Genomic DNA, 22,187 nt, shown 5'->3' on the forward strand with positions numbered 1-22,187 from the left:
GGCCGAGCTTTATGCTCGGCCTTTTTTTTGCCTATTCGCATCAGACCCATCACCGAGTGGCAAAACATCTGGGAAAGTCCGGCACTTAGACCTATGATCAAAAAAAAATCACTAAGACTTGTGTTCGAGGACAGATTCGATGATTCACCCAATTCGCTTGTTGATGGCGATCCTTTCGATTGTTTTTCTTTCGGGGCCTCTGTCCGCGCAGCAAGCCACGTCTGGCGGTTCAACTGCAACCACAACCATCCCCAATGATCTGACCCCGGAACAAGTGGACGACATGGTCGCCCGTATGTCCGACGACCAGGTCCGAGCGATCTTGCTGGAGCGTCTAGACGCGGTCGCGGAAAAAAACGCCGCCGAAGCCGAAGAACGCGAAGACCCAATCACAGAAATCAATGAGATTTGGGCCGAAATGGTGGCGTCGTGGACTCAGGTCATCGTCACGGTCCCGAACATTTTCAGTGCACAAGCCGATGCTTTCAAAAACTTTTCAACAACCTTTGGTACAACCGGCGCATTTACCCTTTTGGGCCTGATCCTCAGTGTGCTTGTCGTCGGCTTCCTAGCCGAAAAGCTATTCGAATTCCTCACTCGACGGTGGCACGAACATGCAGACGTCGGGGATGAAAATGACCTTTGGGGCGCCGTCAGATACCTGTTTCGCCGATTTTGCCGCGAAATCGCAGGTTTGGTCGTGTTTTATGTCGTCATCCGCGCGGTCGGGCGTGGGCTTCTGACTCCGGAACAAATCACCTACGCAGCACCATTCGTTTTCTACCTGATCTGGATTCCACGTTTGGGTGCAGCGGCCTCGCGGTTCGTACTGGCACCAAGCAAACCTCACTACCGGCTGGTAAATACCGATGATCACTGGGCGAAATACTTGCACCGCAACCTGATCGGTCTGCTTATTTTGGTGGGTTTCACGCTGTTCCTGCTGCATTTCAACAGGCTGAATGGCATTACCAGTGGCGAAACTCGCATTGGTTTCTGGTTAAACGCATCGATACACATCTACATCGGCGTGATCGCGTGGACAGCGCGCGAAGGCCTGTCTCAGATGATGCTGGGTACCGACCCTGATCACTCCAAATTTGATGAGGAAGTCGCTCAGTACTACCCTTACTTCGCAATCGGTGTGTCGGCGGTAATCTGGCTGCTGGTCGAGTTTATTGTAGCTCAACGCAATCCTTCGTCTTTGGCGCTGCTCGTCAATGGTGCGCATTTCACCACCATGGCTTGGCTGCTGATCGCGCCCGCTCTGGATACGCTGATACGTGGGCTGGTTGGCCATCTTCAACCGCCTATGCTTGGCGAAGGCCCCGTGGCAGAGCGCGCATATAAGTCCACCAAGCGCAGCTATATCCGGATCGGACGGGTGTTGGCAGGTATTCTTGTCATTCTGATGATCGCCCGGGCATGGGATCTCGACCTCAGTGAAATTGCAGGCGGTGGAGATGAGTCCGGCAGCAAGATCATTCAGTTCTTCATCATCATTGCGGTTGGCTACATCCTGAACGAAGTCGTTTCGCTGTGGATCAACCGTCGCCTTGCTAAAGAGCAAACTGCGGTTGAACAAAGTGCCGATCAAGAAGCGGGCGAAGGCGGCGGCTCCGGTGGATCACGTCTGGCGACGGTTCTGCCCCTTCTGCGCGTGACTGCTCAGGTCGCGATTGCGGTGATCTTTGTCCTGCTCGCGCTTGGTGCGCTGGGGCTGGATATCACGCCGCTGCTGGCTGGTGCCGGTATTCTTGGCCTGGCCATCGGCTTTGGTGCGCAAAAGCTGGTCTCGGATATTGTTGGCGGAATCTTCTTCCTGATCGACGATGCGTTCCGGGTTGGTGAATATGTCGATATTGGCGGCACCATGGGTACGGTCGAAAAGATCTCGATCCGCTCGATGCAACTGCGCCACCACCGCGGGCTGGTTCATACCATCCCATATGGTGAGATTCAGAAGATCACCAACTTCAGCCGCGACTGGGTCATCATGAAGCTGAAATTCACCGTGCCCTTCGATACCGATCCGAACAAGGTGAAGAAGATCTTCAAGAAGATCGGTGCTGAGATGATGGAGGACGAGGTTCACAAAGACGGCTTCCTGCAGCCCTTCAAATCTCAGGGCGTGTTCGACTTTGACGATGTCGGCATGATCATCCGTGGCAAGTTCATGGCCAAACCGGGCAAGCAGTTCACCCTGCGCAAAGAGATCTTCAACCGGGTCAAGGCTGCCTTCAAGGAAAACGGCATCGACTTTGCCCGTCGCGAAGTGCGCGTTGCGATCCCGGGGTTGGAAGACGCTGAGCAAGTCACCGAAGAGCAAAAGGTGGCGATCAGTGCCGCTGCCGGGGATGCGGTAGCTCAGCAGGCGCAGCAACAAAAGGAACAGCCAAAGTAAGGCTGCCAACAAACCTACTGCGATACCAAGATCAACAAAGGGGTGCCTTCGGGTGCCCTTTTTCATGGGGGCAAAATGGAACAGAAACGGGAAAAAACCGACGCAAAGCGGACAAATCGCCTTTCCGCTTCCCCCCAGCGGCTGGTTCCCCTAAAAGGCGCCAACCATTGCCATCTCGGGGATTGATACAGGATGCAAGAGCCAGCCATCACACCGGATCTGATTGCCGCCCATGGGTTGAAACCCGAAGAATACGACATGATCCTTGAGATCATCGGGCGCGAGCCGAGTTTCACCGAACTGGGCATTTTCTCGGCCATGTGGAATGAACATTGCTCCTACAAATCCTCAAAGAAATGGCTGCGGACTTTGCCGACCTCTGGCCCTCAAGTCATCTGTGGCCCTGGTGAAAATGCAGGCGTGGTAGATATCGGTGACGGCCAGGCGGTTGTCTTCAAAATGGAAAGCCACAATCACCCGTCCTATATCGAGCCTTATCAAGGCGCGGCAACGGGAGTTGGCGGCATCCTGCGCGACGTCTTCACCATGGGTGCGCGGCCCATCGCCTCAATGAACGCGTTGTCCTTTGGGGAACCGGGCCACCACAAAACCCGGCAACTGGTTAACGGCGTGGTCGAAGGCATCGGCGGCTATGGCAACTGTTTCGGCGTGCCGTGCGTCGGTGGCGAAGTGCGGTTCCACCCAGCCTATAACGGCAATTGCCTTGTAAACGCGTTTGCGGCAGGCTTGGCTGACAGCGACAAGATTTTCTATTCAGCTGCCTCCGGCGTCGGAATGCCCGTTGTCTATTTGGGTGCCAAGACCGGCCGCGACGGTGTCGGTGGTGCAACCATGGCTTCGGCAGAATTTGACGACACTATCGAAGAAAAGCGCCCCACTGTTCAGGTTGGTGACCCTTTCACTGAAAAGCGTCTGATGGAAGCGACACTGGAGCTGATGCAGACCGGCGCCGTGATCTCAATCCAGGACATGGGCGCGGCGGGCCTAACCTGTTCCGCTGTCGAAATGGGCGACAAAGGCGGTCTGGGCGTGCGTCTTGATCTGGAGAACGTCCCCCAGCGCGAAGACAACATGACCGCCTATGAGATGATGCTGTCGGAATCGCAGGAACGCATGTTGATGGTTCTGAAGCCCGAGCTTGAGGCCGAGGCCCGCGCCGTGTTCGATAAATGGGATCTGGATTTCGCCATCGTCGGCGAGACCATTGCCGAGGATCGCTTCCTGATCGTCCATAACGGCGAGGTCAAAGCTGATCTGGTCCTGTCCAAACTGTCCTCAACCGCGCCCGAATACGACCGCCCGTGGGAGCCGACGCCGGAGGCCGATGAACTGGCCGAAGTGCCTCAGATAGATCCGATTGACGGGTTGCGCGCCCTGCTCGCCTCGCCCAACTACGCTGGCAAGCAGTGGGTGTACGAACAATATGACACCATGGTCATGGCCGACAGCGCGCGCACACCCGGTCTGGGTGCCGGTATGGTCCGCGTGCATGGCACCGACAAGGCGCTGGCCTTCACCAGCGATGTCACCCCGCGCTATGTCCGCGCCAATCCCGTTGAGGGTGGCAAACAAGCGGTGGCCGAGGCGTATCGAAATCTGATTGCCGTCGGCGCCAAACCTCTGGCCACCACCGACAACCTGAACTTCGGCAACCCCGAAAAGCCCGAGATCATGGGCCAGTTCGTCGGAGCGATCAAAGGCATCGGTGCCGCAGTTGAAGCATTGGATATGCCGATCGTTTCCGGCAACGTCTCGCTGTATAACGAAACCGACGGTCAAGCGATCCTGCCCACGCCAACCATTGGCGCGGTAGGCCTGCTGACCCACACCGATGAGATCATCGGCAATGAGGTCCGCGAGGGCCACGTCGCACTGGTGATCGGCGACACCAGCGGTCATCTAGGTCAATCCGCACTGCTGGCTGAGGTTTTCAACCGCGAAGACGGTGACGCGCCGTATGTCGATCTGGACGCGGAAAAGCGCAACGGTGACTTCATCAGCGCCAACCGCGATATGATCAAAGCCTGTACTGATCTGGGCGACGGTGGCCTTGCTCTGGCTGCATTCGAGCTGGCCGAAGCTGCCGGGGTTGGTGTCTGTCTGGACGATGCCCCGACCGAGTTCCTGTTTGGTGAGGATCAGGCGCGCTATCTAGTCGCCTGCAACTTTGATCAGGCTGAGGCGCTGATGATCGCCGCGGGTCAAGCGGGTGTTCCGCTGGTCTCGGTCGGGCGGTTCACAGGCGACAACATACGCATCGGTACCTCCGAGGCTCCGCTGGAAGAGATGACAGCGACATTCCGCACCAGTTTTGCCGAAGCCGTCGCCTGACATCAAAAGTAAAGTGCCTGGAAACCTGCGCCTTCACCGGTGCAGGTTTTGTCGTTTCAAGGAGCCTATCTGACCCTTGCACGCCCCGGCCCGGCGCTCTACATCTTGGGAAAGACCTTCAGGAGAAACCTACATGCCGATGAGCGCCAACGATATCGAACACCTGCTGCGCCAAGCCTTTCCAGATGCGGAGATTCAGGTTGGCGGCAGTGACGGTGTGCACATGTCCGCCATGGTCGTGGACGAAAGCTTTCGCGGGAAAAACCGGGTGCAACAACAACGTGCGGTCTATGCGGCATTGAAGGGTAAGATGGACGGCCCGGCTGGCGAATTGCATGCATTGGCGTTGACAACGAAAGTGCCGGAGTAATGGATGATCCGATCAGTTGGGGTCTGCTGAGGCTGATCTATCTGGTCCTCGATATCGCGCATTGCATGGCGATCTTGTGTTGTGATTTGCCAAAACTACTAAAGTACGGGCCGAGGTATTGGCGTGTCATAAGGAAAATCAGACGCCGCGACTATGTACTTAGGCAAGGTTGAGCGCCAAAAATGAATGGCTGGTTGTTTTGGATGGGCATCGTCGCGGCATTGATAGTTGCCGCCGCGCTGATCGAAGCCTATGTGAAGCGAAACAGAAAACGAAAACTGGCTGACATGCGTCCAGACCCGGACAAAATCAGCAAAGTCGACGGCATTGATAGATATGGGCTGAATCCGCTGGCTTTGGCGCAGGCTGAACATCGGCGGCTAGAGGAAGAAGGATGGGCCACCAACCCGTCACAAGATGAAACGACCGCCCCGGATTCGGGTGAAAAGGATATGCAAGATGACCGACGTTAAAACCCAGATCGACGAAACCGTCAAAGCCAATACCGTGGTGCTGTATATGAAAGGCACCAAAGAGATGCCGCAATGCGGATTTTCTTCGCGCGTGGCCGGTGTGCTGAACTATATGGGCGTGGATTTTGCAGATGTGAATGTCCTGGCTGACGAGGACCTGCGTCAGGGTATCAAGGATTATTCCGATTGGCCAACAGTGCCGCAGCTTTATGTCAAAGGCGAGTTTGTCGGCGGATGCGACATCATCACCGAAATGACCCTGTCTGGCGAACTGGATACTCTTTTTGAAGAGAACGGTGTCGGCTATGACAAGGAAGCAGCCGACAAAATTCGCGAAGCAAACGCCTGATCAACGGCTGACGCAGTTTTCCAAAATGACCTGCTCACTGGCGGCATCCGCATCTGTCGCCAGAAAGCTCACCGTCGCATCCCAGCCTTTGGATCGCAGGACATACGTCCCTACCCCGCCTTCAGATTCATAGCGAATTCCTGATCCGCTTTGAGCTTGGCGCAACGTGACCAGCTGATTATCAACTATCATCGCAGCCGCGCTGGACCCGTCCTGGGCGTTGAAATAGGCAATTTCCAAAGGTACGTCATTGTCGCAGGTGAAGGTGACCGGCAAAATGTCGATCTGGGCCAAGGCCACCGTGGCGGGACATACGAGAGCCGCAGCATAAGCGACAGTTTTCAGAGTGTTCATGTGGCGGAGCTTTCCTCAATCACAGAGGCCAAAGCCTCGGCCCGTGCAGCCAATTCTGCCAGCGTATCAGTCACAGACGGCGGTACAACGGCCACTTCGATCCTCTCGGGTTCGGGCTGTGGCATGTTGCGCAGGGACTGTAACTCGGCCTCGACCGCAGTCAGTTTGGCCTCAAGCGACTTAATCTTGTCATCGGTTCCGGCCACTTTGTCGGCAAGCATCAGACCCGCCATCAGTAGCATCCGTGATTCCGGCATACGGCCGATCTGATCGGACAGGACTTGTGCTTCGTCATCCAGCATTTTCGCGGCTGATTGCAGAAAGACCTCTTCGCCTTCCTGGCACGACACGTCAAAACCACGACCGCCGATTTGAATTGTTAATTCAGGCATTATTCTACCTCTCCCTCGGCCAGTTTCGCTTGTGACAACAACGGCTCCAACCGGGCCAGCACAGCGTGCGCCTCGGCGGCATCCGTCGCCTGAGCCGCGCGTGTTGCCTCAAGCTCGGCCACTGTCGCGCGGTTAAGAAGCTCTGCATCCGGAACGCCGTCTTCGGCTGCAGCCCGCAGTTCATCCACCGATTTGCGCAGCTGATCGTTCGCCTTGCGCATGCGCTGCAAATCATCATCAAGGCGCGACATCGCCGCTCCGTGGCTTGAGCGTTCGGCGCGCAACATCTCAAGCTCAGCGCTCAATTCGGCCACGCGTTCGCTGTCGGCAAGCTCGGATTTCAGGCGGTTGTTTTCGGCCTGCAACTCCTGTGTGCTGTTTGCGACAGCCACCAGTTTTGTGTTTTCCGCCTTCAGCGCTTCCAACTCGTCCTGGTTTTCCAGTGCGGCCTTGGCCTCGGCCAGCTCGGCCCGGGCTGCCTCAACCGAGGTCAGCCGTGCGGTAGCCTCAGCAAGCTGTTCGCGCAACGCGCCTTTTTCCGGGTCTTCAGTTGGGACGTTTCGCAGACTTTCCATATCGGCGCGCATCGCGTCGACTTCCTGCTGATGACGGTCCTTCAGCGTCGTTAACCGCTCTTCCAGCTGAGCATTGGCGACGCGTTCATCATCCAAAGCTGCGCGTATTGCGTCATCCTGGCCGCCGCTGGGTGGTGCAACATTCCGCAACACCTCGACGCCGGTACCGATCCGTTCCATCGCGGCAACAATACGGCGCTGTAGTTCTTCGATCTGGCTCATGCCCCTGCCACCTCTTGATCAAGGTTCCTTGTCTCGCGGAGTGTCCGAATCAACATTTCCGCGCGCTTGACCCAGTCTAACCCAACGGGGCGGAAAATACCCACTGTTTGCTTTCAACAGCTTGGACCGTTTTCTTTAACCAATTGCCAGCCGCAAAACCCAGTTCTGCTTGCACTTTGGGGGCTGAATGATATTGAGCGCCCCATCTGCCTGTAATCCAAAGGAACAACGCCCGTGGACCTGACTGCGCTGCGCAATGCCAACCCCGAACACTGGGACAAGGCGGCCGCCATCCGCACCCTGACCCTTGACGCCGTCGCCGCCGCCAATTCCGGCCATTCCGGTATGCCGATGGGCATGGCCGATGTTGCGACTGTCCTGTTTGAAAAGCACCTCAAATTCGACGCCTCGGCCCCGAACTGGCCTGACCGCGATCGGTTTATCCTGTCAGCGGGCCATGGCTCGATGCTGGTGTATTCCCTGCTATACCTGACGGGCAATGCAGATGTAACACTGGACGAAATCAAGAATTTCCGCCAGTTGGGCGCAAAGACTGCAGGCCACCCCGAAAACTTCCTGGTTGACGGGATCGAGACGACCACTGGCCCGTTGGGTCAGGGTATCTCGAACGCGGTTGGCTTTGCCATGGCCGAGGAAATTCAGCGCGCGCAATACGGCAAGAAGATCGTCGATCACTATACTTATGTAATCGCCGGCGACGGCTGCCTTATGGAGGGTGTCAGCCAAGAGGCCATCACACTGGCTGGTCGACACGAGCTGAGCAAGCTGATCGTCTTCTGGGACAACAACAATATCACCATCGACGGCACAGTCGACATCGCCGACCGCACTGATCAGGTGCGCCGTTTTACAGCGTCAGGCTGGCATGTGATTGAGATTGACGGACACGATCCCAAAGCCATCGATGCAGCCATCGTGCAGGCAAAAGAATCCAACAAACCGACGATGATTGCGTGCGAAAGCCACATTGCGTTGGGTCACGCGGCACAGGATACGTCGAAAGGCCACGGCGCCTTGACCGATCAGGGGCAGCTGAAAGCTGCAAAAGACGGTTACGGCTGGCCACATGACGCCTTCGAAATCCCGGCCGATGTGAAATCTGCCTGGGAGGCCATCGGGGCCCGTGGCGCCTCTGATCGCGCCGAATGGGAAGAGCGTTTTGCAACCATATCCGACCGCAAACAGGCCGAGTTCAACCGCGCCTATGCGTTCGAGGCCCCCAAAAAGCTGGCTGGGGCGATCCGTACCTTCAAAAAACTGATGTCGGAAGATCAGCCAAAACTGGCGACCCGCGCGGCGTCTGAGAAGGTTCTGAACGTCGTGAACCCGATCATGCCCGAAACCGTCGGCGGGTCAGCGGATCTGACTGGATCGAACAACACCAAATCCGCCGATATGGGCGTGTTCCTACCGGAAAACCGCAAGGGCCGTTACATCCACTACGGGATCCGTGAACACGGCATGGCCGCCGCGATGAACGGCATGGCACTGCACGGCGGCATCCGCCCCTATGGTGGCACGTTCATGGCTTTCACCGACTATGCCCGCCCGTCCATGCGGTTGGCGGCGCTGATGAAAGTGCCCACCGTTTTCGTCATGACCCATGACTCGATCGGCTTGGGCGAAGACGGCCCGACCCACCAGCCGGTTGAACATTTGGCCATTTCGCGCGCGACGCCAAATACACTTGTGTTTCGCCCCGCCGATGTGATTGAGACCGCCGAAGCCTGGGAATTGGCACTGACTATCAAAGACAGCCCTTCGGTCCTGTCACTAACCCGTCAGGGCGTTCCAACGGTACGTACGGACCACAAGGCCAAAAACTTGACCGCTCAGGGCGCATACGTTCTGGCTGATGCTGAAAGCAAGCGTCAGGCCATCCTGATTGCCACCGGGTCCGAAGTTTCGCTGGCGATGGAAGCCAGGGCCATGCTCGAGGCGGAGGGTATTGGCACCCGCGTCGTCTCTATGCCATGTATGGAATTGTTCGCGCAGCAGGACGAAGCCTATCGCAAACGCGTACTGCCCGGCGGACCCGTTCGTGTCGGCATCGAGGCCGCAGTCCGCGCCGGAGGCTGGGATCGCTGGCTGCTGGGCGAACGCGGCCGCGAAGCCAAGGCAGGCTTTATTGGCATGTCCGGCTTTGGAGCCTCGGCACCCGCGGGTGAACTGTACAAACACTTCGGCATCACCGCCGAGGCGACAGTTGCCAAGGTCAGGGGATTACTGGGCTGATCCAGCATTTTTGACAGAAAAGAAACGGGAGGCGCTCATCAGAGCGCCCCTTTTCATTTCAAAGGTACGAAGTCTGAATGTCAGCAATGCGGACTTTGCAGACCTTGGATTGCAAGGCAGATTGACCTCCAGTAGTCTCGGACTTCGTTCTGACATCCATCTCAAAGGGTAACTTTCTGAGTATGAAGCAGCTTACCTGGCCAATGGCACTGCTATTGCTTTTTGCGTTTAGCCCTCAAGCGGTGGCAAGTTTTCCGCCAATAATACGTTTTATTGAACAACTTCTTGACCGCTCTATTTGCGGGTTCCCGAAGGGTTCAAGAATTGAAACTGCTGAACTGGTCTACTTCACATTGTATCGCGACCCAAGCGACTGCAACGGCAGCGGATATGGTCGATTTTGCAAAACAGTAATTCTAGACAAGGTCAGCGGCAGTTGTCGTGAATACGGCTATACAAAGGGCCACATTGGAGTCGACGACAATATTTCGCCAGCCATTGCCCCACCGAAAGGGTGGTCACCTACGGTCACCGGTTCCCAGCCGTTGTATTTAGTAGATTCCGAGAGCGGCAGCACATTATATGAGCAACCTCAAATCTACCTTCGAGTACCTGACAAAGCGGAACTGAAAGAGGAAGTCTCCTTCAAGTAATTCGTATGGTGGGTCACTTTGGGCTCTAAGCGGACTTTCCAGAAAATACTCCAAGTAACGGACCAATCACCTTGGTCGCCAAGGGGATCAACACAAACCCCCAGGCTAGGCCAAACACACCGTCCATCGTCGCTTTGGCAATCCACTCAACAGCGCCTACATACTGCGCCGACACCATGTGCCCAACAACGTAGGCCCAGTCATGAATATGGTGCCCCAGCCAGCCAAAGCCCAAAACCTCGAGCCCGTGAATGATGATCGAACCACCGACCCACAGCATCGCCGCAGTGCCTACGATAGACAGTACTTTCATCACTACCGGCATCGCTTTGACCAAGCCCCTACCCGCTCCGCGGCCAATCGGTGTTGGCGCGTTCTTCGCCAGGAAAAGCCCGACATCGTCCATTTTGACGATCAACGCGACCGAGCCATAAACCGCCAGCGTTACGCCAAGGCCAACAACCGCAAGCGTCGCGGCCTGCATCCAGATGTTCGGTGCCTCAATCGCGGCAAGTGCAATGGTCATGATCTCAGCCGACAGGATGAAATCGGTCTTGATCGCGCCCTTGACCTTCTGCTCCTCAAGATGACCCGGATCTGGATTTTTCATATCTTCGTCAATGACGTGGCTGCCATGCGGAAACAGGACATGAAAGATCTTTTCAGCGCCCTCGAAACATAAATAGGACCCGCCCAACATCAACAGTGGCGTGATCAGCCAGGGCGCAAAATTGGCAAGCAACAAAGCCACCGGAAGCAACAAAACGATCTTGTTGAAAACAGATCCGCGTGCAATTCGCCAGATGATCGGCAATTCACGCGCTGGTGCGAAACCCTGAACGTATTTCGGCGTCACCGCAGCATCGTCGATTATGACACCAGCGGTCTTGGCCCCGGCCTTACCCGCCGCAGCCACAACGTCATCCACCGAAGACGCCGCAACTTTTGCGATCCCTGCTACATCATCCAACAGGGCCAACAGACCGCTCATGCTGCTTCCTTTCTTATCATCTGCCGCTTCCGGACCCTACCTGATCGGGCGGCTAGCGCAAGCGTTAGCGCAACCGGCGCAGGTTTGCGCTAACACGTTAAAAATATGTCACTTTTGCTCTTTTGAGAATGCCAAATGACCGTTATATGGCCCTGAAAGCAAGCGCATCTGGAGGCTTCATATGACCATCAAGGTCGGTATCAATGGTTTTGGCCGTATTGGCCGCTGCACCCTGTCGCACATCGCCGCTTCGGGCCGGAACGACATTGAAGTGATCAAGGTCAACGCAACAGGCCCGCTGGAAACAACCGCGCATCTGCTGAAATACGACAGTGTCCACGGACGCTTTCCCCGTGACGTCGCCATCACCCAAAACTCGATGGACCTGGGCCGTGGCCCGATGGAGGTGTTCTCGACCTATAACATGAACGAACTGGACTGGGATGGCTGTGACGTCGTACTGGAATGCACCGGCAAGTTCAACGATGGCCTGAAAGCCAACACCCATCTGGAACGCGGCGCCCAAAAGGTCCTGCTGTCGGCCCCCGGCATAAATGTGGACAAAACAATCGTCTATGGCGTCAACCACAACAGCCTGACTGTTCAGGACAAGATGATTTCGAACGGCTCGTGCACCACGAACTGCCTTGCGCCGCTTGCCAAGGTTTTGGACGAAGGCATCGGGATTGAGCACGGCATCATGACCACGATCCACGCCTATACCGGCGATCAGCCGACGCTGGACCGCCGTCATGGTGACCTTTACCGCGCGCGGGCCGCATCCATGTCGATGATCCCGACCTCGACCGGCGCGGCCAAGGCGTTGGGTGAGGTTCTGCCCAACCTCAAAGGTCGTTTGGACGGGTCTGCCATCCGCGTGCCGACACCGAACGTATCAGCCGTTGACCTGACTTTCCGCGCTGGGCGCGATGTCACGGTCGACGAAGTGAACGCTGTCGTTCGCGAAGCCGCGCAAGGACCGATGCAGCGTGTTCTGGGTTATGAGCCGGCACCGCTTGTGTCGACCGACTTCAACCACACCGAAGAAAGCTCGATCTTTGCGCCAGACCAGACGCGCGTGGTGAACAATCGCATGGTGCGTGTGTTGGCCTGGTACGACAATGAATGGGCCTTTTCTGTACGCATGGCTGACGTTGCAGTTGCGATGGGCCGGCTTAACTAAGACCACTTTGAATTCTTGAACCTTTTTGCCCGCTCAGGTTATCTGGGCGGGCATTGTCGTTCGGGGCCACTATGACCAATCAAATCGCAATTTGGCTAGGCCTGCTGATTCTAGGCGGGTGTGTGGTCGACTATGCCCTGTTTGGACCCGAGCATTTTGTGTTTTTGGGCAAGAAGCTTTATGCCTTTCTGGACTGGCTCGCTTTCTGGCGCTGACAGAGGTTTTGCTTGACTTTCGTGTCAACTTAGCTTTGTTAGCGCTAACTTTATATTGGCCGACATTCGGACGGAGCAGAACATGACACTCAAGCTGGCAATAAACGGATTTGGACGGATCGGACGCGGTGTTCTGCGTGCGGTAATGGAATCGGGCCGCACGGATGTCGAGATTGTTGCGATCAACGATCTGGCCAAGCCGGAAATAAACGCGCATCTGTTTGAGTTCGACAGCGTACATGGACGCTACACAAAACCCGTAACCCTGACGGATGACGGTCTGGACGTCGGCGCCGGCCCTATCCGCCTGACCAGTGAGCGTGAGCCGGAAAAGCTGGATTGGTCCGATGTAGATGTTGTTCTGGAATGCACCGGTGTTTTCCGGACCCGCGAAGCCGCCTCTCGCCACTTTGAGAACGGTGCAACCAAGGTTCTAATTTCGGCTCCCGCGCGTGGTGATGGCGGCGTTAAGACTATTGTCTTTGGCGTCAATGATGACGAACTGACAGCCGAGGACAGGGTCGTGTCCAACGCATCCTGCACCACCAACTGCCTGTCTCCTGTCGCAGCCGCGCTGGATGCGGGTCTTGGTATCGTGCACGGAAACATGACCACCGTTCACGCCTATACTGCCAGCCAGCCGGTTCACGATACAGCCGGCAAAGACCCTTACCTGTCGCGCGCCGCAGCGTTGTCGATGATCCCCACCACCACCGGCGCGGCATCCGCTGTCGGCTTGGTTCTGCCGCAGCTGGCGGGAAAACTGACCGGCCAGGCAATCCGCGTTCCAACGCCCAACGTCTCGGTTGTGGATCTGGTTGCCGAAGTCTCGCGCCCAACCACGGAAGAGGAAGTAAACGCGCTGTTCACTGAAGCAGCCGCTAAGATTCCGGGTGTTCTGGCTGCTGAAGACCGACCGCTGATCTCAGTGGATTTCAACCATGATGCGCACAGTTCGACCGTTTCTCTGCCAGAAACCAAAGTCACCGACGGCACGCTGGTCCGCGTGTTGGCCTGGTATGACAACGAATGGGGTTTCTCGAACCGGATGCTGGACACAGCGGCGACGATGGGTGCCCTAACCTAACCTAACCTTTCACGCAAAGCGGCATTGACGCGAGGCGTGACGAAATTCGACACATCTCCGTCAAGCCGGGCGATTTCTTTGACCAGTTTCGACGCGATCGCCTGATGCCTTGCTTCGGCCATCAGGAACACGGTTTCGATGGAATCGTCGAGAACCCGGTTCATGCCGACCATCTGGAATTCGTACTCGAAATCTGCCACCGCCCTTAGTCCGCGGACGATGATCTGTGCGCCGACGTCGCTGGCACAATCAATCAGAAGATTTTCAAACGGATGCGCGACAATTTCAGTGGCAGTCTGTGCGGATAAAAACGCACATTCTGCCTCGATCATAGCCACGCGTTCTTCCAGCGAAAACAATGGTCCCTTGTCGCGGTTGATCGCAACGCCAATGACCAACTTGTCAACCAAAGCAGACGCGCGGCGAATGATGTCGATATGACCCAAAGTGATTGGATCGAATGTTCCGGGATATAATCCAACCCTCATAGGGGCCTCCTGCGCAACAATATTTCCGCGCTAGCAAACATAACTTCACCAAAGGTGCAAGAGGGTACGCGGCAGTCCGGACCTAATGCCCCATGATCATGCCTTCCAATGCGTCTTTTTCCATCGCCAGCTCGGACAGCTGTGCTTTGACGACATCGCCCAGGGTCACAATACCTATCAGTTTGCCGTCTTCCAGAACGGGCATGTGCCGAAAACGGCCTTCGGTCATGCGTGACAAAACATCCTGAACCGAGTCCTGTTGTGATGCTGTCTCCAGCTCACTTGTCATGTAGGTACTGACCGGCTCGGTCAGGCAACCGCTACCGCTAGAGCCCAGTTCCCGCACGATGTCACGCTCTGAAAGGATACCCGCCGCCGTCTCACCACCATCCTCAGACACGACCACCGTCCCGATGCGCTTTGCCGCCAGAATTTTAGCGGCCTCGGAAACGGTAAGCGACGGGCTGACGGTTTCAACCGCCCCGGAGCCTTTGGATTTCAGAATGGCCTGAACAAGCATACGCGGAACCTCCGAAATAACTTCCTGTTTTCCAAAGCGTTGCCGGAATGCCTGAACCTGTCAAGGTGAAGCTTCGGCTTCAAGTCGCTCAACCTCTTCGCGAATACCCTGGCTTAGTGCCTGCGCAAAGCGATTCAGCCTCTCGTTACGTTGGTCACCTTCGTGACGGACCAGATGAAAACTTCGGGTCAGACTGACCTGATCTGTCAGAATTTTCTGCAGACCGGGGTGGAACGGCAGTGTGAAATCATGAGCCACACAGATCCCAGATCCCAACGCAACCTGCCGCAATTGCACCGAAACCGAGTTTGAGGCCAGAGGGACACGGTCAATGCCAATGTCCACCAAATAGTCCAGCTCGCGGTCAAATATCATGTCAGGGATATAGCCAATCATCCGGTGCCCTCTGAGATCCTCCAGTGATTGGACCGGTAGGTGATCCGCCAGATATGCCTGCGTTGCGACCAGATGCAGCTTATAGTCGCATATCCTCTGAACCAGCAGTTTCCCGGCGGTCGGCGCGCTGACCGTTACGGCCATGTCAGCTTCGCGGCGGGACAGGTTGATGATGCGCGGCAGAGCGAGAATCTGGATGTCCAGATCCGGGTTGGCATCACATATCTTGGCGCAAACCTGCGGTAACAGGTAATTCGCGCTTCCGTCCGGGGCCCCTATCCTGATCTGGCCACTCAGCGTTTTGGACGAACCAGCAAGCGCTCCCGCCGCCGCGCGCATGGCCTCTTCGGCCTGCAAGCCATGTGCCATCAGCCTCTCACCCGCAGAGGTCAGAACATACCCTTGCTGCGATTTTGTGAACAGCGGCGCGTCCAGAGACACTTCCAGCCGCGCAATCCGCCGACCAGCTGTGGCCGGGTCAATCTTTAACAGCCGTCCGGCGGCGGAAAGGCTTTCCTCGCGTGCGACGGCCAGGAAGACACGCATATCGTCCCAATTTGGAGCCATTGGCCACCCTTTGCATTTTTGCAAAACACCTTTGAAACATTGCCTCTGTTCAACCTATTTCTGCAAGCCTATTCTGCGCAAAATCATCCGAGGAGATTGCAATGTCCGAACTGTCCCATTTCATCAACGGTGAAAGCGTTGCCGGTACGTCTGGCCGTTTTGACGATGTGTTCAACCCGGCCACGGGCGAAGTGCAATACAAATGCCCGATGGCGAGCGTCGCAGAAACTACTGCAGCCATTGAAAGTGCCGCAGCCGCGCAGCTTGCATGGGGTGCAACCAATCCACAGAAACGCGGGCGAGTGATGATGGCCATGGTTGGCCTGATGAACCGCGACATGGACAAGCTGGCCGAGGCGCTCAGCCGCGAGCACGGCAAAACCATTCCCGATGCCAAAGGCGATTTGCAGCGCGGGCTGGAGGTCATTGAGTACTGCATCGGCGCACCTCAGATGCTGAAGGGCGAGTATACCGACAGCGCGGGTCCGGGCATCGACATGTATTCGATGCGTCAGCCTTTGGGGGTCGTCGCCTCGATCATGCCGTTCAACTTCCCGGCGATGATGCCATTGTGGCATGTCGGCCCTGCGTTGGCGTGTGGAAACGCGGTGGTTCTGAAGCCGTCTGAACGTGACCCTTCGGTGCCACTGATGTTGGCCGAACTGTTTGTTGAGGCAGGCTTGCCCAAAGGTGTCTTCCAGGTTGTTAATGGCGACAAAGAAGCTGTGGACACGCTTTTGGACAGCGACACCATTCAAGGTGTCAGCTTTGTCGGGTCGACGCCGATCGCGCAGTATATCTATTCGCGCGCAACGGCGAATGGCAAACGTGCACAGTGCTTTGGCGGGGCTAAGAACCACATGATCGTCATGCCCGACGCGGACATGGATCAGGCTGCTGACGCTTTGGTTGGTGCCGGGTTTGGCGCGGCTGGCGAACGGTGCATGGCCATTTCGGTTGCTGTTCCGGTCGGTGACGAAACTGCAGACGCGCTGATCGAAAAGCTGATCCCCCGGGTCGAAAAGTTGAAAGTCGGTCCCTATACGGCGGGCGACGATGTGGATATGGGCCCTGTCGTGACCGGTGCTGCGAAAGAGCGTATTCTGGGGCTGATCAACTCGGGCGTGGAACAAGGCGCGAAGCTGGTGGTCGATAACCGTGACTTCAGCCTGCAAGGGTACGAGGACGGCTTTTTCGTCGGGCCGCATCTGTTTGACCACGTCACACCCGACATGGATATCTACAGGCAGGAAATCTTTGGCCCGGTTCTGTCGACAGTACGTGCTGGATCGTACGAAGAAGCGTTGAAACTGGCGATGGACCATGAATACGGCAACGGCACGGCGATCTTCACCCGCGACGGTGACACAGCGCGCGACTTTGCCAGCCGGGTGAATATCGGGATGGTTGGCATCAACGTACCGATCCCGGTTCCGCTGGCATACCACACCTTTGGCGGTTGGAAGAAATCCATGTTCGGGGACCTGAACCAGCACGGTGCCGACAGTTTTAAGTTCTATACTCGAACCAAAACCGTTACCGCGCGCTGGCCGTCCGGTATCAAAGAAGGCGGCGAATTTAACTTTAGGGCAATGGACTGATCTGCTTGACTGACATGTAGATACCCAACCCGGCCTGCATCAGGCCGGGTTGTTTTCGGCGGTACGTCGCTAGAACCCAACAATTTTTGCGGCCTCACGATAAATTCAGAGGGCAAACTCTGGAAAAACGGATCCGTCGGCAATAATTTACCATCAAATCGTTGTTCGAGCATTTCCTGAACCGGAGGCAAAATTGTCAAACTCCCGCATGACCCGTCGCTCTGCGTTGCTGGGGGCCGCGTCCCTTCTGGCGACGCCCGCCGTGGTACGCGCGCAAAGCGCCGATGCTTTCCCAGAAAATGAAGAGGCCATCAGCACGCAACTGCCGGTTCGCCGCAATGTTTCGTCGTTCTCACAGCAAAACTGGCAGGATCACTTTGATGAGCTGGGTGTTGGCTGCCTGTTAGCAGATATCACAAGCCGCGCGGTGCATTACTGGGGGGCGGACGGAACCTATAAGCTGTACCCAAGCTCGGTTCCGATGAGCGAAGAGCTGACCAAGCGCGGCTATACCAAGGTTGTGCGCAAAACCGAGAACCCAAGCTGGACTCCGACATCGTCGATGCGGGAACGTGACCCGTCCCTGCCAGTCCGTATGGATGGCGGCGCGCCCGGAAATCCACTTGGCACCCGCGCTATGTATTTGGGTTGGCCGGCCTATCTGGTGCATGGAACCCACGACACGCGCAAGATTGGGCGTCAAAGCTCCTCCGGGTGCATTGGCCTGTACAACCAACATGTTGAGGAACTGTATCCTCTGGTTCAAGTCGGAACCCAGGTCAGGCTGGTCTGATAAAAAAGCCCCGGTCATCAGGACCGGGGCTTTTTACTTCAAGTAGTAGTTCTTATTCCGGCAAGATCACCGCGTCGACCACGTGGATCACGCCATTGCTGGTTTCGATGTCAGCCTGAACCACTTTGGCGCCATTGACCTTCACACCGTTTTTCGCGTTTACGCTCAAACGATCACCCTGGACGGTCAGAACCTTTGCGCGCTTGCCCGCGATGTCGCCAGACATCACTTTGGCCGGAACCACGTGATAGGTTAGAATTTCGATCAGTTGGTCTTTGTTCTCAGGCAGCAACAAAGTTTCGACCGTTCCTTCGGGCAAAGCAGCAAAAGCCTCATCCGTGGGGGCAAAAACTGTGAACGGTCCATCGCTTTTCAGCGTATCGACCAGACCTGCCGCCTGAACCGCTGCGACCAGCGTGTTGAATGATCCGGCCGAAACGGCGGTATCCACGATATCAGCGGCCTGAGCCTTTACGGGCAAAGCAAGTGCAAGTGCGGCGGCAGCGCCCATGAATGTACGGCGAAACATGGCTGTTTTCTCCTCTCCAGCTTGTTATGGAAAGGGTTACGGGCGCTTCGCTGCGTCGGATCACTTTGGGATCATTTTTCCTTGATCTGCACCCAGATGCTTTGGGCGCGACCCTCCTTTAAAAAGGGTAATGCCTCAACCGCATCAGGGCGATCCTGCTGCAGAAAATACCCCGGCCAAAGCATTGAATACGCGGACGATTGCAGCAAAGTATGCAGCATGTATTGCTCACCCCAACCCGGGCAGTCATAGAAAAATCGCTTGGGGTATTCATAAGGCAGAAAAACATCGTGTACATGGATCACCACGCCCGGTCTCAACGCCGGAATGATGCGGCAGAACAGATGCGCCACGTCATTGCTCATTCGAACAACATGGCTGGAATCGATGAACAGGATGTCTCCGGCCTCAAGCTGTTCGAACAACGCCGGATCAACTTCTTCCAGCCGTTTCTGTTCGAACCGGTCGACCACATGGGCGATATCGGCGCGAGGATACGGGTCAATCGCGGTGATCTGCGTATCAAGCCCGCCGTCGGTGATCGCCTGACGGGTCACACGGGTAGAGTTTCCGCACCCGACTTCAATCACACGCTTGGGCGCAAACCGACGGATCATCAGATATAGCGCTTCCGCGTCCGGGCTGTCATAATAGCCGTTGCCGATACGATATCCGGTCTGGTTGCGCGCTGGGTCTTTCAACGCGTCCAACGCGTCAGCATGATCCTTGAACTCAGCAACGAGTTGGCTGATATCGAACCCCTCCATCCCCGGCGACAGCGCGTAGGCCGGGCGGGTTAGCCCCCCTGCCCGCTCAAAGGCCTCAAGCCGCGCGCGCTCATCCTTCTCGGTCACTTTGTCGATCAGTTTCACACCAAATCGATCAAAAATGGCATTGAGCCGTAGGAATTTTCTGGGTTTCACACGCAGGCTCCGGATGGGACATAACTGATCTGCTCCATACCGCTGCGGGTGGGGGCTCTGCAAGCGCTGCGCGGTCAAACACTTGGCAAAACGCAAAAATCCGTATTCACTGTTTCGAATAGTTAAGCGAGGGCCGCCATGCAGCAGGAATACACGCTGGGCATCGAAGAAGAGTATCTGCTGGTCGATCGCGACAGCCTTGAGCTCGCCGAAGCACCCGCCGCCCTGATGGAGGCCTGCCAGGCCGACTTTCAAGGCCAGGTCAGCCCCGAATTCCTGCAATGTCAGATCGAAGTTGGCACCCGCCCCCACACAACGATCAAATCCGCACGTGAGGACCTAAAGCGCCTGCGTTCTTGCGTGGCGGAACGCGCCGCCGACTACAACCTGGCCCCGATTGCCGTGTCCTGTCACCCGTTTGCCGATTGGAAGAAACAGCACCACACACGCAAAGACCGCTATGACGCTTTGCAGCACGCATTGGGTGGTGTCGCGCGGCGGATGTTGATCTGCGGCATGCATGTGCATGTCGGGGTAGAGGACCCAGCTTTGCGCGCCGATTTGATGCCACAGCTGTCGTATTTCCTACCTCATCTTCTGGCGTTGTCCACATCGTCTCCGTTTTGGAATGGAGAGGATACGGGGCTGTCCTCGTATCGCCTGACTGTCTTTGACAACCTGCCCCGTACCGGCCTGCCGCCGGTTTTGGCCAGTTGGTCCGAATACGAGCGAACCACCGGCATTCTGGTCGAACTGGGCGTAATCGAGGACACCACCAAAATCTGGTGGGACCTGCGACCGTCCCACCGGTTCCCGACCCTGGAAACCCGGATCATGGACGTGCAGCCTCGGCTTGAACATACCTTGTCGCTGGCTGCATTGCTGCAAGCCCTGACGCGAATGCTGTGCCGGCTGAAGGATCGGAACCTGCGGTGGCGAAACTATGATCAGTTCCTCATCGGTGAAAACCGCTGGCGTGCGCAAAGGTACGGAGTGGGAGAAGGTTTGATTGATTTCGGTGATCGTTCGATCAAACCCATGCCCGAGTTGATGGGTGAATTGATGGGGATGCTGGCGGAAGACGCCGAGATTCTTGGAACCATGACCGAACTGGCGCGCCTGCAACAAATCGCACAGAACGGAACCTCTTCCACCAGACAGCGCCGTGTTTACGCCGAGGCTTCGGCCGGCGGCGAAGATCCGGGCAAGGCAGTCGTCAGGCATCTTATCGAAGAATACCACTTCGACCTCTGAAGCCCGGCGCCAAAGATTGCTGCCCGTGCAAAATTTCTGTAAGGATTCAGAAATAAACACTCGTTCAATTCATTTAGCAGCGTGGGAGGCAAGCCTTGGATTTCGCATTGACAGAAGAGCAGACCGCGATCTTCGACATGGCGTATGAGTTCGGGCAGGAAAACATCGCCCCTTACGCCCAGAAATGGGAGGCGGACGGAACCATCCCCAAAGACCTGTGGCCGCGCGTCGGTGAATTGGGTTTCGGCAGCCTGTACGTACCCGAAGACAGTGGTGGTTCGGGCCTGACCCGATTGGACGCGACCCTGGTGTTTGAAGCTCTTTCAATGGCTTGCCCCTCGGTCGCAGCGTTCTTGTCCATCCACAACATGTGCGCAAAGATGCTGGACAGCTTTGCCAGTGACGACCTGAAATCCCGCATCATGCCTAATGTGCTGAGCCTGCAGACCGTGCTGAGCTATTGTCTGACCGAACCCGGATCAGGTTCTGACGCGGCCGCTTTGAAAACCCGAGCTGACCGGACGAATGAAGGCTTTACGCTGAACGGCACCAAAGCGTTCATATCAGGTGGTGGTTACTCTGATGCTTATGTCTGCATGGTGCGCACCGGTCAGGAGGGGCCCAAGGGGATATCGACGGTCTATGTCGAGGATGGTGCGCCCGGTCTTAGCTTTGGAGCGCTGGAACAAAAGATGGGCTGGAAAAGCCAACCCACTGCGCAGGTCCAGTTTGACGATTGTAAAATCCCGGCGGAAAACCTTGTTGGTGTCGAAGGCGACGGTTTCAAATACGCGATGATGGGCCTGGATGGGGGACGGTTGAACATCGCCTCCTGCTCGCTTGGGGCTGCACAAACTGGGCTGAACATGACGCTGCAATACATGTCCGAGCGTAAGGCTTTTGGCCAATCTATCGACCAGTTTCAGGCCCTGCAGTTTCGACTTGCAGACATGGAGATAGATTTGCAGGCCGCCCGTACCTTTCTGCGTCAGGCCGCCTGGAAACTGGATCAGGGAGCCCCGGACGCAACCAAGTTTTGCGCTATGGCCAAGAAGTTCGTGACCGAGACCGGTTCGAAAGTTGTTGACCAATGCCTGCAATTACACGGCGGCTATGGCTATCTGGCGGATTACGGGATCGAAAAGCTGGTCCGCGACTTGCGTGTTCATCAGATCCTGGAAGGCACAAATGAAATCATGCGGGTCATCGTGTCTCGACAAATGCTTGCCCAACGCTGAGG

The 22,187-nt window shown here is 56.4% G+C and carries 23 protein-coding genes; 14 read left to right on the plus strand and 9 right to left on the minus strand.

Annotation, left to right across the window (positions count from 1 at the left end):
* Positions 1–139 precede the first annotated feature (139 nt).
* The 5 genes from SJY13_RS04210 (at position 140) to grxD (ending at position 5,948) form a co-directional block, all read left to right on the plus strand.
* Entirely contained in the window at positions 140–2,404 is a 2,265-nt protein-coding gene (locus SJY13_RS04210; RefSeq protein WP_377188037.1) for a mechanosensitive ion channel family protein, read from the plus strand.
* Between the two features lie 192 nt (positions 2,405–2,596).
* Positions 2,597–4,756 (plus strand): phosphoribosylformylglycinamidine synthase subunit PurL, encoded by a 2,160-nt coding sequence (gene purL, locus SJY13_RS04215; RefSeq protein WP_377188040.1) that lies wholly within the window; start codon positions 2,597–2,599, stop codon positions 4,754–4,756.
* Positions 4,757–4,889: 133 nt separating this feature from the next.
* On the plus strand, positions 4,890–5,126 hold the full coding sequence (locus SJY13_RS04220; protein WP_377188043.1) for a BolA/IbaG family iron-sulfur metabolism protein: 237 nt from the start codon (positions 4,890–4,892) through the stop codon (positions 5,124–5,126).
* A 182-nt stretch (positions 5,127–5,308) separates the two neighbouring features.
* Positions 5,309–5,599, plus strand: coding sequence for a hypothetical protein (locus SJY13_RS04225; protein WP_377188046.1), 291 nt, complete (start codon positions 5,309–5,311; stop codon positions 5,597–5,599).
* Positions 5,586–5,948 (plus strand): Grx4 family monothiol glutaredoxin, encoded by a 363-nt coding sequence (grxD, locus tag SJY13_RS04230; protein ID WP_085824056.1) that lies wholly within the window; start codon positions 5,586–5,588, stop codon positions 5,946–5,948. Before SJY13_RS04225 ends, grxD begins: the two co-directional genes overlap by 14 nt.
* On the opposite strand, the gene SJY13_RS04235 is transcribed toward grxD, so the two are convergent.
* From SJY13_RS04235 to SJY13_RS04245, 3 genes are read right to left on the minus strand one after another with little or no spacing between them, the layout of a single operon-like run.
* Positions 5,949–6,302, minus strand: coding sequence for an MliC family protein (locus SJY13_RS04235; protein ID WP_377188050.1), 354 nt, complete (start codon positions 6,300–6,302; stop codon positions 5,949–5,951).
* A complete protein-coding gene (locus SJY13_RS04240; RefSeq protein ID WP_377188053.1) occupies positions 6,299–6,694 on the minus strand; it encodes a cell division protein ZapA in 396 nt (131 codons plus the stop codon). Before SJY13_RS04240 ends, SJY13_RS04235 begins: the two co-directional genes overlap by 4 nt.
* Positions 6,694–7,491, minus strand: a complete 798-nt coding sequence (locus SJY13_RS04245) for a hypothetical protein (protein WP_377188056.1) — start codon at positions 7,489–7,491, stop codon at positions 6,694–6,696. The genes SJY13_RS04240 and SJY13_RS04245 overlap by 1 nt, the downstream gene beginning before the upstream one ends.
* 234 nt (positions 7,492–7,725) lie before the next feature.
* Here SJY13_RS04245 and tkt point away from each other — a divergent pair, with 234 nt between their 5' ends.
* Entirely contained in the window at positions 7,726–9,747 is a 2,022-nt protein-coding gene (gene tkt / locus SJY13_RS04250; protein WP_377188059.1) for a transketolase, read from the plus strand.
* Between the two features lie 203 nt (positions 9,748–9,950).
* Entirely contained in the window at positions 9,951–10,400 is a 450-nt protein-coding gene (locus SJY13_RS04255) for a hypothetical protein (RefSeq protein WP_377188062.1), read from the plus strand.
* Between the two features lie 25 nt (positions 10,401–10,425).
* Here SJY13_RS04255 and SJY13_RS04260 read toward each other — a convergent pair whose 3' ends face one another.
* Positions 10,426–11,391: a DUF808 domain-containing protein gene (locus tag SJY13_RS04260; protein WP_377188065.1), complete on the minus strand. Its 966-nt coding sequence runs from the start codon at positions 11,389–11,391 to the stop codon at positions 10,426–10,428.
* Between the two features lie 181 nt (positions 11,392–11,572).
* Between SJY13_RS04260 and gap (SJY13_RS04265) the strand changes: the two genes are divergently transcribed.
* The 3 genes from gap (SJY13_RS04265) (at position 11,573) to gap (SJY13_RS04275) (ending at position 13,876) form a co-directional block, all read left to right on the plus strand.
* A complete protein-coding gene (gap, locus tag SJY13_RS04265) occupies positions 11,573–12,574 on the plus strand; it encodes a type I glyceraldehyde-3-phosphate dehydrogenase (RefSeq protein WP_377188068.1) in 1,002 nt (333 codons plus the stop codon).
* Between the two features lie 71 nt (positions 12,575–12,645).
* Positions 12,646–12,789, plus strand: a complete 144-nt coding sequence (locus tag SJY13_RS04270; protein ID WP_200818598.1) for a hypothetical protein — start codon at positions 12,646–12,648, stop codon at positions 12,787–12,789.
* An 82-nt stretch (positions 12,790–12,871) separates the two neighbouring features.
* A complete protein-coding gene (gap, locus tag SJY13_RS04275; protein ID WP_377188071.1) occupies positions 12,872–13,876 on the plus strand; it encodes a type I glyceraldehyde-3-phosphate dehydrogenase in 1,005 nt (334 codons plus the stop codon).
* On the opposite strand, the gene coaD is transcribed toward gap (SJY13_RS04275), so the two are convergent.
* From coaD to SJY13_RS04290, 3 genes are all read right to left on the minus strand, one after another.
* Positions 13,873–14,364, minus strand: a complete 492-nt coding sequence (gene coaD, locus SJY13_RS04280; protein WP_085823892.1) for a pantetheine-phosphate adenylyltransferase — start codon at positions 14,362–14,364, stop codon at positions 13,873–13,875. The two genes, gap (SJY13_RS04275) and coaD, sit on opposite strands and share 4 nt — an antisense overlap.
* Before the next feature lie 82 nt (positions 14,365–14,446).
* Positions 14,447–14,884, minus strand: coding sequence for a CBS domain-containing protein (locus SJY13_RS04285; RefSeq protein WP_085823893.1), 438 nt, complete (start codon positions 14,882–14,884; stop codon positions 14,447–14,449).
* 60 nt (positions 14,885–14,944) lie between these two features.
* On the minus strand, positions 14,945–15,847 hold the full coding sequence (locus SJY13_RS04290; protein ID WP_377188076.1) for a LysR family transcriptional regulator: 903 nt from the start codon (positions 15,845–15,847) through the stop codon (positions 14,945–14,947).
* A 101-nt stretch (positions 15,848–15,948) separates the two neighbouring features.
* Here SJY13_RS04290 and SJY13_RS04295 point away from each other — a divergent pair, with 101 nt between their 5' ends.
* Positions 15,949–17,448 carry a CoA-acylating methylmalonate-semialdehyde dehydrogenase gene (locus SJY13_RS04295; RefSeq protein WP_377188079.1) on the plus strand — a complete coding sequence of 500 codons (1,500 nt, stop codon included), beginning with the start codon at positions 15,949–15,951 and terminating at the stop codon, positions 17,446–17,448.
* Positions 17,449–17,656: 208 nt separating this feature from the next.
* Positions 17,657–18,241, plus strand: coding sequence for a L,D-transpeptidase (locus SJY13_RS04300; protein ID WP_200818605.1), 585 nt, complete (start codon positions 17,657–17,659; stop codon positions 18,239–18,241).
* A gap of 52 nt (positions 18,242–18,293) precedes the next feature.
* Here SJY13_RS04300 and SJY13_RS04305 read toward each other — a convergent pair whose 3' ends face one another.
* Both SJY13_RS04305 and SJY13_RS04310 read right to left on the minus strand, forming a co-directional pair.
* Positions 18,294–18,770 (minus strand): fasciclin domain-containing protein, encoded by a 477-nt coding sequence (locus SJY13_RS04305; RefSeq protein ID WP_377188083.1) that lies wholly within the window; start codon positions 18,768–18,770, stop codon positions 18,294–18,296.
* 71 nt (positions 18,771–18,841) lie between these two features.
* The gene (locus tag SJY13_RS04310; protein ID WP_377188086.1) at positions 18,842–19,693 is read right to left on the minus strand and encodes a class I SAM-dependent methyltransferase; all 852 of its coding nucleotides are present in this window, start codon (positions 19,691–19,693) and stop codon (positions 18,842–18,844) included.
* Between the two features lie 138 nt (positions 19,694–19,831).
* Here SJY13_RS04310 and SJY13_RS04315 point away from each other — a divergent pair, with 138 nt between their 5' ends.
* Positions 19,832–20,947 (plus strand): carboxylate-amine ligase, encoded by a 1,116-nt coding sequence (locus SJY13_RS04315; protein WP_377188089.1) that lies wholly within the window; start codon positions 19,832–19,834, stop codon positions 20,945–20,947.
* 95 nt (positions 20,948–21,042) lie between these two features.
* Positions 21,043–22,185, plus strand: coding sequence for an acyl-CoA dehydrogenase family protein (locus SJY13_RS04320; RefSeq protein ID WP_377188092.1), 1,143 nt, complete (start codon positions 21,043–21,045; stop codon positions 22,183–22,185).
* The last annotated feature ends 2 nt before the right edge of the window (positions 22,186–22,187 follow it).

The sequence above is a fragment of the Ruegeria meonggei genome (assembly GCF_042768335.1).
GTDB lineage: Bacteria > Pseudomonadota > Alphaproteobacteria > Rhodobacterales > Rhodobacteraceae > Ruegeria > Ruegeria meonggei.